At 41.5% G+C, this 10,953-nt stretch carries 10 protein-coding genes; 6 read left to right on the top strand and 4 right to left on the bottom strand.

All coding sequences use genetic code 11. The features are described from left to right. Positions 1–117: 117 nt before the first annotated feature. Entirely contained in the window at positions 118–1,089 is a 972-nt protein-coding gene (locus CDG77_RS31485; RefSeq protein ID WP_094333142.1) for a YegS/Rv2252/BmrU family lipid kinase, read from the bottom strand. A 252-nt stretch (positions 1,090–1,341) separates the two neighbouring features. On the opposite strand from CDG77_RS31485, the gene CDG77_RS31480 reads away from it, so the two are divergent. Next, on the top strand, positions 1,342–1,761 hold the full coding sequence (locus CDG77_RS31480) for a lysozyme inhibitor LprI family protein (protein WP_094333143.1): 420 nt from the start codon (positions 1,342–1,344) through the stop codon (positions 1,759–1,761). A 99-nt stretch (positions 1,762–1,860) separates the two neighbouring features. Here CDG77_RS31480 and CDG77_RS31475 read toward each other — a convergent pair whose 3' ends face one another. The 3 genes from CDG77_RS31475 to CDG77_RS31465 all read right to left on the bottom strand — a co-directional run bounded on the left by CDG77_RS31475 (position 1,861) and on the right by CDG77_RS31465 (position 5,248). After that, entirely contained in the window at positions 1,861–2,508 is a 648-nt protein-coding gene (locus tag CDG77_RS31475; RefSeq protein WP_094333141.1) for a response regulator, read from the bottom strand. Between the two features lie 97 nt (positions 2,509–2,605). Beyond that, a complete protein-coding gene (locus tag CDG77_RS31470; RefSeq protein WP_094333140.1) occupies positions 2,606–3,736 on the bottom strand; it encodes a hypothetical protein in 1,131 nt (376 codons plus the stop codon). A 297-nt stretch (positions 3,737–4,033) separates the two neighbouring features. Continuing rightward, entirely contained in the window at positions 4,034–5,248 is a 1,215-nt protein-coding gene (locus tag CDG77_RS31465; protein WP_094333139.1) for a sensor histidine kinase, read from the bottom strand. Between the two features lie 335 nt (positions 5,249–5,583). Here CDG77_RS31465 and CDG77_RS31460 point away from each other — a divergent pair, with 335 nt between their 5' ends. From CDG77_RS31460 to CDG77_RS31440, 5 genes are all read left to right on the top strand, one after another. After that, a complete protein-coding gene (locus CDG77_RS31460; protein WP_094333138.1) occupies positions 5,584–5,973 on the top strand; it encodes a hypothetical protein in 390 nt (129 codons plus the stop codon). A gap of 81 nt (positions 5,974–6,054) precedes the next feature. Beyond that, the gene (locus tag CDG77_RS31455; RefSeq protein WP_094333137.1) at positions 6,055–7,335 is read left to right on the top strand and encodes a S41 family peptidase; all 1,281 of its coding nucleotides are present in this window, start codon (positions 6,055–6,057) and stop codon (positions 7,333–7,335) included. Positions 7,336–7,398: 63 nt separating this feature from the next. Next, on the top strand, positions 7,399–8,307 hold the full coding sequence (locus tag CDG77_RS31450; protein ID WP_094333136.1) for a hypothetical protein: 909 nt from the start codon (positions 7,399–7,401) through the stop codon (positions 8,305–8,307). Positions 8,308–8,327: 20 nt separating this feature from the next. Beyond that, positions 8,328–9,290: an RNA polymerase sigma factor, RpoD/SigA family gene (locus tag CDG77_RS31445; RefSeq protein WP_094333135.1), complete on the top strand. Its 963-nt coding sequence runs from the start codon at positions 8,328–8,330 to the stop codon at positions 9,288–9,290. 156 nt (positions 9,291–9,446) lie between these two features. Continuing rightward, positions 9,447–10,953 (top strand): efflux RND transporter periplasmic adaptor subunit (locus CDG77_RS31440; RefSeq protein WP_143857134.1); only part of this gene is annotated, 1,507 nt, incomplete at its 3' end.

Genomic DNA, 10,953 nt, shown 5'->3' with positions numbered 1-10,953 from the left:
GGGGAAGAAGAACTATTGATTATTACTGTTCAATTCCCAATTCTCAATTCCCAATCCCCATTACCCCTTATCCTCAGAGGGGGTCGCACCTTCCCCAATCCCCGATTCCCAATCCCCTCATTCCTCTGCTGTGTCTTTCATCTCAATAGTCAAATTAGGGAGTCCCTCTAATTTTTCGGTAGGCTCAACTTCTTCTACTAATGGCACAAAAATCTTCAATCCTGCTGGTATACACTTAATTTCTACTGGTGTTGTGCCGACTATTTCACCATCTAGAACAACTTTTTGTGGTGGCTCAGTCGTAATTTTAAATTGCTTGGCTCGCAGAAAACCAATATCATCCCGCTCTACGGCATTACCTGTAGAAGCCGTTTGGAATAGATGGAATGTAGCAGCGATCGCTCCTGCCTTATTTACTGGAGCGACAATCGTTAAATCTAGTAATCCATCATCATAAATCAGACCTGCTGGCCCCTGAGCTAAGACTGAAGTCGGAGGCGCGGCATTTGCAACTGTTACTGCACAGGCGCTAGTTTTAATTATCCTGTCTTCTGTTTCAACTTCAACATCAAAGTTTTTTAAGTTTCTCAGTTGCTGAATTCCAGCGAAAACGTAGGCCATCATTCCGAAGCGATTCTTGGCATCCCGGTCTGCCAATTCTACAGTTTCAGCTTCAAAGCCAATACCTGCTAAGAGTACCATCGGCCGATCGTTGCAATAAGCTACGTCTACATTGCGGGTTCCTCCCTGTAAAATTGTGTTACACGCACCTGCGATCGTGTCAGGAATTCCTAAAGCTGTAGCAAAAGCGTTTGCTGTCCCTCTGGAAATGATGCCAAATGCAATATCCGTACCAACTACAGCCGCCGCCGCCGCCGAGAGAGTCCCATCTCCACCCGAAGCAATGATTGCATCTACTCCTCGCCCTACAGCTGCATAAGCTAATTGATCGGCATCGATTTCTTCAGTCGTTAAATAAATATCTAGGTCAATATCTGGCTCTAATATTGCCCGAATTTCTGCTAATTCTTGGTCTGGGTCTCCCTGACCCGCAACTGGATTGAAAATAAGGCAGGCGGAACGATTCATAAAATATAAAAGCTTAACTTAGATTACTAAAATACCAAATTATTTTTAGCATTCTCGTAAAATTTCGACTTCCTTCTAGCGGCTAGATTACATTTTGTAACAAATCATCAGTCTCCTGCATCTTAATATACACAATCATCCGTCAGCACTGATATATTTTATCAATGAAGGCAGGAGGTGGGAGGAGTCTTGGGTTTAAGACCCCTTCTGCCTCATGCCTCCCTCAAATACTTAAACAATAAAATTTTTGCCATGCGTCAATTATTACTAGTTTTGGCAAGTATGCTAACTCTCAGCAGTTTAGATACCCCTGTGATGACAATGGCAGGTACAACGCCTGCTTTACCCCAGATGCGGTTAGTTCAAAAATTCAACTGTAATAATCCTCAAACTCAAGTAGCAATTAATGAATGCGCGAGATTATCTTATCAGAATGCAGATAAGAAACTAAATCAAGCTTATAAACAATTGCTACCTAGCTTAGAAAACTCTAGGAAACAGAAATTGATTGCTGCACAGGTAGTATGGGTAAAGTTTCGAGATGCCAATTGTGAGTTTGAAAGAAGCAAATATGAGGGAGGAAGTATTGCTCCTACCATTTATTTTGGTTGTCTGGAAAATACCACAAAATTGCGTACCAAGCAATTACAGGAATATCTCAAATCCGATTGATTATTAAACGAGACACAACACGATTTTGGAATATCAGTGCGATTTGTTAGCTAGAAATGAAACCCAATATTATGAAGAATTAGCCGCAAGATTCTAAAGCTATTTAGAACCACCAAACAACGAATGGGCAAATAAAGCGGCTTGAGTGCGATCGCGCAAACTCAACCTACTTAAAATACTGGTAACATAATTCTTAACAGTATTTTCTGAAAGAAACAACGATTCAGCAATTTCACGGTTATTAGCTCCACAAGCAATTAACCGTAACACATCTAATTCTCTGGGTGTGAGTTGTGCCAATTCTGGAGGGGGTTGCACAGAAGGGACAGGCGCGGCAATGGGCGTGAGTGCTTTTTCAAACAATCCCGGGCCGAGTAGGGTTTGTCCCTTATAGACGGATCGAATTGCCAACATGAGTTCCTCTGGTTCGGTGTCCTTGAGTAAATAACCCTTTGCACCCAGCCGCATCGCCTGGAAAACATACTCATCATCATCGAAGGTGGTGAGGACGAGAACTTTGATGTTGGGATATTGTTGAGCGATCGCTTTTGTTGTCGCAACTCCATCCATTACAGGCATCCGAACATCCATAAGCACAATATCGGGTTGCAGTGCCAGAATCTGTTCGAGTGCCCGTTGCCCATTCTCCGCCTCACCAATTACCTGCATCTCTGCATTGGACTCAAGCATACTCTTAAGTCCCTGGCGAATAAGATGCTGATCGTCAACTAATAAAATCCGAATCATAGGCTAAAACAGGCATGAACAAAAATTGCCAAAAATATTAATTTATCAAATCACCAATAATTCTTTGTTGAGTAACCTATTTCTTGGAAGTTCCCTATTACAATCCAAGTTCGGCAAACACCTCTGGAGAGAACATATCCCACAATATCTGGAAATATGGCATTAAAGTATCAGCTTCTTTAGAAGTCAGGCTATTGTTTATTTCTTGTCTTAGTAAATGTAGCATTTGACGGATTACTTCCCACTGCACATTTAATCGGGGATAGAGCATTACACATAAGGGGAATAACTCTTCTTGAATAGCCCCACAGCTTGTTTCTAAAGCACATACCCACAGATATATTTGAAACATTTCTACATCCCGAATACTAGATGTCTTAACTATCGGATTACTTAATCTCCCAGACATTGAGTTGTAATTTGGATAAATCTCAATTACTCTTTGGCAAATCCTTTTCGCAATTTGCGTACTAATTGGTAATAATTTTTGGACTGCGGATAATGCTACAGAATCAGACTCATGTTCAGCTGCTGCATCATAAGCACGTTGCAGTGGCATATACAAATGGTCGTCAATAACTTTAAAGTATGTACTAATAAGTGATTGTTCTATTGGCTCAAGTCCTTGTAGAAGCATTTGACTTGTGTAATGAAACTGCATACTTACAAAGCCAATAACTCTAGGATCGTGACTAGTATATTTATTTCTAAGCTTTCCTATCTCTGCACCAATTACTGTAGCTAGCTTGCTAGGAGCGACTTGTTCTGTATAAACTTCCAACGCATCTTTATAAAGTGGATTCTCTTCCTCAACCAGTTTCATTACCAAAGAAAGAGGTTGGGATGTTGTTTGTTGAGTATACACATCCAAAGCTTTTTGGTAAATATTAAAAGAATCTCCTGCGATTTCCCACGGATTAATTAGGTTTAAATCTATGCCATGCTTTTGAACTTCTGTAGATAATAATGCCTCAGTTTTATTCCAGGCTTTAGCACTAACACTTCGCAAAGAATCTAATACTTTTTGAGCAGTTCTCTTTCGTCCTTCTGGTGATACTATCTCTGATAAATTAAGTATTTCTAGTTTTTCTGTTCTCTCAGTATTAACCTTGAGATTACCTATATATTTTTTAGCCCATTGTTGTGCTAAAGATTCAACTATTGGTTTGCTCCCTTCAATAGAAACTGATTTTAAATGATTTCCTGGAAATTCTTTGACAATACCCATTACTTAATATCCCCTTTTCACAATTACAAATTAAAAAATCAAGAGTTTGTGGATTAGAAAGCGAGAAAAAGCTTTATGTATCTTTTAAGAAATACAGCTAAACGCACTTCAACTTCATCTAAAATTTAAAAAATTTTCGTCTGTTCTCTGCTTCTAAGTGTTCACAATTAAATCTCTTGTTACATATCTTAACAGTAATTAATTTAATCAACCATCATTAGCTAAATGTTTGAGTTAAAATCCTCCTGTAGGCTGAGACAGATTTAATCCTTCGGATTGAAAACTCGACAGTCAGGCTTAAAACAATAGCTTTGATAGTGGCAAAGAAACAGAAATACAGCAACCTGTTCCTAGTTTACTGTTAAGATTCAACTGAGCGCCCAGTGCAACCGCTCGTTCTCGCATTCCTTGTAACCCAAACCCGGTTGTATTTTGAGTGGGATTAAATCCTTGTCCATTATCTTCGATTGACAGATGAATCATCCCAGCGTGAGCGAGTAAGCCAATGGTGACACTTGTTGCTTGAGCGTGTTTGCAAATATTTGTCAGCGATTCTTGCACAATCCGGTAGAGGGCCGTATTTACTTCAGTTGGTAAAGTGTGCGGCACGTCAATTTTATAAGACGGTTCAATACCTGTGGTTTGCTGAAAATCTGTTAGCAGCTTTTCAATGGCTGATGTAAGAGATTGTCCTTGCAAAGGATTTGAACGTAACACAGAAAGCGATCGCCGAATTTCCAGCAGCGCCTCAGCCCCTAATTCCTTTGCCTGTTTGAGAAATGCCAATGCTTTGTCATTATTTGATTCCCAAAACAACAGAGTGTTATTAATCTGAATAGTTTGGGCGACTAGAGTGTGTCCTAATCCATCATGGATTTCGCGGGCAATTCGGTTGCGTTCCTGTAAGGTTGCCTGGTCTTCAATCCGTAGCGCATACTGACACAGCTGTTGATTGGTGATCTCTAATTGCAAATGGGCAATTTCTAACTGCTCTCGACTTTGGCGCTCTGCAAGCAGAGCATTAATTAACAACAAAGCGAATACTAACGTTAAGCTAAACAATAATATATTACTTAATCGCCAATCCCAAGACATGGCAATTATATCTCGCCTAAAATTCTCAGGTAAAATTGGTCTTGATAAAAGCAGTGTTGCATAAGTAAGCAGAGATAAAACCAAGACAGCCAGCTGTCCCGATTGCTTAAATATTAGACAACTCCGCATCACTAGTACCAGACACAGCAGGAAAACGGAGCGACTAGATAAGCTATGTTGAGTTGTTGGCAGCAAAATTAAACCGAATTCCAGGACTGTATAAAATAATTTCGTTTCCAGCTTCACCATTGGTAGTCTCAAGCCCATCAAGCTGAAAGTTGCGATCGCAACAACTCGCAGTGGCAACGACCAAGAAAACTCAAACGGCAGCAGAACTTCCATGAACATTGCCGTAGCTAATAACAGCCACTCTAAGTAAAGTAACAGACGAAACGATGGGTAGGTCAAGCGAATCATAGAACTGTTCCAACTCAATGGCCTTTGTGACAAAACCATAGGTATTTTCACAATTTTAGGATGAAACTCTTCTTCCTATATAACGAATCTGTATCTAAAATCGATAGAGCCGTTCCGACTGATTAATTATTCCTAAATTAGGAAAAAAGTCATAATAACTTCAGTACTTTTTTCCTGGTCAGGTTAGGAATTCTAGTTCATGCACAAATCTATCCCAACTTTTAAGATTAGCTGGTATGAGTCAAGCCGCAACTTTTCAAACATCTTCTAGACAGTCATAAACCTAAATTGAGTCAGAACAATCATATTACATACAACAAAAACCAGAGAAGTAAATGATTAAAAAACAGATAATTTTACCAACCCTTTTATTTGCAACTCTCCTAATTGGAGGAATGACGGGTTGCACCAGTTCTAAGTCTCCAGATGTGTCTCAAGGTGACAATGGTGGCACAAAGGTATCTGATACCAACACTTCTGCGCCAAGCTCTCCTGGAGCGAATACGCCGGAACGCGCCCAGAAGCGCGAGGCAATTCGCCAACAAGTTGAGGCAGTTTTGACCCCAGATCAAGTAAAGGAATTGTCAGCGAAATTGCAACAAGGTGAAAAAATGCGTAAAGCAGTGTTCAGCCTGAATCTCACGGCTGAACAAAAAACTAAAATTCAAGATATTTTTAAGACTGCCTATCCCCATAGGAAAGGGCAATCTCAAGATAAGTCCTAGTGGTTTTATCAAACAGAATTCAGGAGTCAGAATTCTGAATTCTGTATTCATAATTCTGTATTCTTCTTTAATAGTTAAATTATGTTCAAGCAAAAATTAATTGTCAGGATAGAACTAGCTGTCATTGCCGCAATCTTGACAGGAAGTAGTTTGTACGCTTCTAAAGCTCTAGGTAAAACCCAACCTAGCCCTCAAAAATTGGTGGATGAGGTATGGCAAATCCTAGATAAAAATTATGTTGATGTCAGCTTTAACCATCAAGATTGGAAAGCAATTCGACAGCAGTATCTTAGCCGCTCCTATAGTTCCAATAAACAGGCTTATGGGGCAATTCAAGAAATGGTGGCTAAATTAGGCGATCGCTACACGGAGTTTTACGACCCCCAAGAATTTAAAGCCCTAAATAGCGATCTTTCTGGCAACCTCACTGGTGTAGGGCTGGAACTGGGAGAGAATGAAAAAACTAAAGCCTTAACTGTTATCGCCCCGATTCAAGGAACACCTGCTTTTAAAGCGGGCATTTTGCCGGGTGATTTAATTGTCCAGATTAACGGTGAAATAACTCAGGGAATGAAAATACAGGATGCCGTTAAGCGGATTGTGGGCCCCGTGGGAACCAAGGTAGTACTCACGATTCAACGGGTTAGCCAATCGCAAACTTTCACCCTGACTCGCGCGAATATTGCCATCTATCCTGTAACTTACAACACGCAAACAACGTCGGTGGGTAAGATTGGTTACATTCGTTTACCACAGTTTACGGAAACGTCTCCCGCAGAGATGCATCGCGCAATAGAAGCATTAGAAAAACAGCAGGTGCAGGGCTACGTTTTGGATCTGCGTTCCGATCCGGGTGGACTGCTGGATGCGAGTTTGCAAATTGCCAGCATGTGGTTAAAGCAAGGAGCGATCGTCTCTTTGGTAAATCGAGATCGAGTTAAAGATAACTACAATGCGTCGGGACATCCTCTCACCAACAAACCCTTAGTGATCCTGGTGGATAAGGGATCTGCTAGCGCCAGCGAAATTCTGTCAGGAGCGCTGCAAGATGATAATCGCGCCACATTAGTAGGGACTCGCACCTTTGGTAAAGGTTTAGTTCAATCCGTAGAGCCTCTGGAGGATGGTTCGGGGTTGAAACTAACGATTGCTAAATACTACACACCCAAAGGTAGAGATATTAATCATGTCGGTATTGCACCAGATATTACCGTGGCGTTAACCGAGGCACAACAGAAAGCATTAGTAGAAAACCAAACCTTGGGAACATTAGCCGATCCTCAGTACGCTAAGGCTGTTGATAACCTGAGCCAATTGATTCAGTCGGGGGCTAATCATGCGAGTTTACAGGGTGGGAAATAAGACTTGTTGAGAATATTTACTCTCGTCAACAAGTTAGCAACTGTATCTTCTTAAAGGGCAATCATGTCAACCCGCAAAGCCCAACCACTTCAAATGTGTGAACCAGTCCCAGGTCTGCAAATCTTGGTGAAACTTAGTAACACTCCTTTTGTGCGGACAGTCATAACTACTGTTACCCACCATCAGCTAGCGATCGTCGGGCTTGTATTTGTTACCACCTTGCTTTTTGTTATGCGGGAAAACGCACCCTGGCTAACAGTGCCTAAACAGGTGGCGATTGAATTCTTTTCTGCTGTATCCCAGTCTTTAGCTGCTTTATTGGGGGTATTGATTGTTTTCCTGACTTTTACTAGTCAGTTAATCGCTCAAAGGCGGTATGAGGACTACTATACACTTCAGATTCAGATTGACCAACTCATTCGTCTAACTCAGTCTCTTCCCACTGAACTCAGTAATTTTGAGCAAACTCTGATAGCGCTGATTAACTATTTAGTTCCCTTGCATTTAAAAGATTTCCCAATCTGGGCGACTAGTTCCCAGATGCCACCTTTGGACAAGCTTTTAGATAATTTCAAGGATGAATATGAATGGACGCAAGTGCAGCAAAATTCCTCCTTAGCTACCCATTTGCAGCAACAACAAATTTTACTTGTCATCAATAATATGGAAGAAATCCTGGAGAGATTTTCCAGACTTTACAATCGCATCTTAGAGATCAGCCGTTTCATTCTCGCGATCGTTAAGTTGGCATTTCTTCTAGGAGTTTCCCTGCTGTTTTTGCTGTTGTTTGGCATTATCGATTTGCAAAGGAAGTTTCCCGATCTCAGTCTACCTGTAATTGTTTCTCTAGCAATTTGGGTGTTGATTGCTCTTTTGGAGTTAGTGCTTGATACCTGGTTTTTTTATAAAAGTCTTTATGGCTCATCGAGTCACTATCTGCGGTTTTTCCCTAATTCAAAACACCCTAATTAATAGACGGAGGCTAAGTCAGGATGAGTAACTTAACATTCATAGAGAATAAAGATAGTAAAGCTACAACTGATACAGTCCGGGCCTATCTTCAAGAAATTGGACGCATACCTCTGTTAACCCAGGAACAAGAAATTATTTTTGCCCAACAAGTTCAGCAGATGATGAGAATACTTGCTGAATCAGAAAAACTGGCTGTTGAATTAAACCGTACACCCACGCTGCCAGAATGGGCTAATCAGATGCAGTTAAGCGAACCGGAACTAATTCAGCAATTAAATCAAGGGAAAAAAGCCAAGCAGAAAATGATCGCGTCTAATCTCCGGCTTGTGGTGTCAATTGCCAAGCAATATCAGAGACGGAACTTAGAGCTATTGGACTTAATTCAAGAAGGTACTTTGGGTTTGGAAAGAGGGGTTGAAAAATTCAATCCGGCTTTAGGATATAGATTTTCAACTTATGTTTACTGGTGGATTCGTCAAGGAATTACCAGAGCGATCGCCCAGCAAGGACGCACTATTCGATTACCTATTCACATCAATGAAAAGTTAAATAAAATTAAGCGGGTTCAGCGAGAGTTATCTCAAAAGCTGGGTCGCATTCCCACCAGTACAGAAATTGCTAATGCACTTTCTTTAAAGCCTAGTCAGATTCGAGAATTTCTCCTTTTGGCTCGTCAAACTATATCTCTAGATATTCGAGTTAACTCAGAAAAAGATATAAGATTACAAGACTTAATAGAAGATTCTAGGTATTCGGTCAATAGCTCGACCACAGAGGAATTTCTCAATCAGGAGGTTGAAAGCTTATTATCAAATCTATCTCGCCAACAACAAGAAATATTAAATTTGCACTTTGGTTTAAGAGATGGACATGAAATTTCTCTAGAACAGATTGGTCAGCGGATGGGTATGAGTCGAGAACGAGTCAGGCAGATAGAGAAACAAGCTTTAAATCTTTTACAGCAGCAGTTAAGTAAATATTGAAAGGAATACAAAAACCAGAATTCAGAATTAATTAGTCTGAAATAACGAACCGCAGAGGCGCAGAGGACACGGAGAAATGAGGTTTGAGAGATATTTGCGTAAGTCCTGTGATGCTGAATTCTGTTTTTAATAAACTAAAATCCTCTGGAGGTTCTGATGAACAATGAAATTGTTAATGAGCGTTTGACTGAGAATAGTGTAAAACCAAAGTTACCGCGATCGCCAAGAAAGATTATTTTGGTGGTTTTGGGCGTGCTGTTGCTGGCTGGACTGGGTTTTTTTATCCATGCAGGTGCAGCCAAGTCAGACAAAACTGAAAAATCTGGACGGAATAAGCAGCAAGTGACACCTGTAACCGTGGCGATGGTGACACAAAAAACAGTTCCGTTACAATTGCAGGCGATCGGGAATGTGCAATCGGGTTCTACAGTCTCGATTACGCCCGAAGCTAGCGGACGGATTATTGGAGTTTATTTCAAGAAAGGTCAAGATGTGAAAAAGGGACAACTTTTGTTTACCCTAGATGACCGATCGCAAAATGCGGCAATCCAGCAAGCCCAAGGAACTGTCGCCAAAGACCAAGCCTCGGTACAACAGGCTAGAGATGGATTGACTAGAGATTTGGGTCAAATAGAGCAAGCTAGGGCGACTTTAATTAAAGACCAAGCGTTGGTACGACAAGCCCAGGCGACTTTGGCGAAAGATCGAGCCCAAGCAGAATTTGCCAAAGGACAGAGCGATCGCTATGGTGAGTTATATAAGAAGGGCGCGATTAGTTTAGATCAAGCACAGCAATACGTTTCTAATAGTAAATCGGCCACAGCAACCCTCCAAGCCGATCGAGAAGCGATCGCTAATGCGGAAGCGGTTTTGCAAAGCGATCGAGTGGCGCTAACTAATGCTCAAGCTGTTGTTAGGGGCGATCGAGCTGCGATCGCTAATGCTCAAGCTGTTGTCCGTTCTGACCAGGGAGCATTAGACAATACCAAAGTGCAATTATCTTACTCCAAAATTTATGCGCCGATTGATGGTCGCGCTGGCAATATTCTGGTGACTCAGGGCAACGTGGTGCAAGCTAACAGTACGACTCCCCTTGTTACCCTGACTCAAATTCGCCCGATTCAAGTTGCTTTTTCCGTTCCCGAAGCAAATCTACCCCAGGTACAAAAGTATATGCAGAATGGCAAGCTGAAGGTAGATGTGACGTTCCCTAACGATCAAACTCGTTCTGTTCCAGGTAGTTTGTCATTTGTCAATAATACGGTGGATAACACTACAGGGACTATTCAACTAATTGGCGATTTTGACAACACTCAGGGACACTTATTTCCCGGTCAATTTGTCAACGCAACGCTGACGTTGACCGAAAAACCCAATGCAACGGTTGTTCCCAGCCAAGCGGTGCAAAATGGCCCAGATGGCCAGTTTGTGTTTGTAGTTAAGCCAGACATGACGGTGGAAAATGTCCCAGTTACAATTAGCAGCACCATTGATGGACTAGATGTGGTTGAGAAAGGACCGCAACCAGGCGATAAAATTGTCACCGATGGTCAAGCAAATCTGGTTTCGGGTAACAAAGTCCGCGTTAAAACAGCCGGCAATGACTCAAATGGAAATTCCTCGAAATCCAGAGGAGGAAGGGGAGCAGGGGGCAGGGGACAGG

The organism is Nostoc sp. 'Peltigera membranacea cyanobiont' 213 (assembly GCF_002245975.1).
GTDB lineage: Bacteria > Cyanobacteriota > Cyanobacteriia > Cyanobacteriales > Nostocaceae > Nostoc.
The sequence above is the reverse complement of the archived record's forward strand: the minus strand, read 5'-3'. Positions and strand labels throughout refer to the sequence as shown.